The 1283-nt window shown below is 63.9% G+C and carries 1 pseudogene; it reads left to right on the top strand.

The features are described from left to right. The first annotated feature begins 165 nt into the window (after positions 1-165). A pseudogene (locus tag ACH4C6_RS36445) lies at positions 166-1170 on the top strand (IS5 family transposase). Positions 1171-1283: the final 113 nt, after the last annotated feature.

Genomic DNA, 1283 nt, shown 5'->3' with positions numbered 1-1283 from the left:
AACCGACAAGCTCGCGATCGCCTACCAGGCCGCACTCCACCTCGCGGGCATCCTCATCTGGACCCGGCGCTGACCAAAGAGACAGAACCTAGGGCCTGTGTGATGTCGTGATCAATCTTGCCGATCCGAGTCTCCTGGTAACGGGGATTGGGTAGGAAGGCGATCGTGACGCGCAGGCAACTCACAGACGAGCAGTGGCAGTTGATCAAGCCGTTTTTGCCGATAGGCGAGTACGGTCCGTACCCCGAACGGCTGCGGGATCAGTTCGAGGGGGGTGATCTGGCGGTTCCGCACCAGCAGCCAGTGGCGGGAGATGCCGGACGAGTTCGGTCCGTGGCCGACGGTCTACGGCCGCTTCCGGGTATGGAGGGACGCCGGCGTCTTCACCGCGCTGCTTGAAGGCCTGATCGCCGAGGCTGCCCGTCAAGGACAGACGGACCTGTCCCTGGTCAGCGTGGACTCCACCACGGCCCGCGCCCACCGCGACGCAGCCGGGATACGCATCGGTAAGGAGATCACGGACGCCCTGGAAGAGGCCGCCGTCGAGCAGGAGCGGACCCGGCAAAAGGGGGCGGCCCGCCGGAACAGAACGGACAACACGACGATGACGGCCCAGCTCTCGAAGAGCGGCGGCGCATCAGGCGGCGGCGCAAGCTCCGGCTGAAACAAGCTCTGCTCGGCAGATCTCGCGGTGGACTGACGAGCAAGATTCATCTTGCCGCCGACCGTAAGTGCCGTCCCTTGTCCCTCGTTCTGACCGCAGGACAGGCCGCCGACAGTCCGCAGTTCGTTCCGGTACTCCAGAAAGTGCGCGTCCGGCTGCCCGTCGGCCGACCCCGGACCCGGCCCGGCGCTGTCACCGCCGATAAGGCCTACTCCTCTCGCGCGAACCGCTCTTACCTGCGGAAACGCAACATCAAGGCAGTCATTCCGGAGAAGAAGGACCAAGCCGCCAACCGGAAGAAGAAGGGCAGCCGAGGCGGCCGGCCCGTCAGCCATGACACCGACCTCTACAAGGAACGGAACACCGTCGAGCGCCTGATCAACAAGCTGAAGGCCTGGCGGGGCATCGCGACACGACACGACAAGACACCCGAGAGTTACCTCGCCGGCCTCCACCTCCGCGCCTCGATGATCTGGATCAACGACCTGCTGAAGGCGACTGGTTGATCACAACATCACACAGTCCCTAGGTCGTGTCTCTTTGATGGGTTGATCAGTTGATCGGATGTGCCTGTCCGATTGATGATCACCGATGCGATGTGGGACCGGATCGAGCCGCT

Origin of the sequence: Streptomyces sp. NPDC017943 (assembly GCF_044328425.1) — a bacterium.
GTDB classification, from domain to species: domain Bacteria; phylum Actinomycetota; class Actinomycetes; order Streptomycetales; family Streptomycetaceae; genus Streptomyces; species Streptomyces djakartensis_A.
The sequence above is the reverse complement of the archived record's forward strand: the minus strand, read 5'-3'. Positions and strand labels throughout refer to the sequence as shown.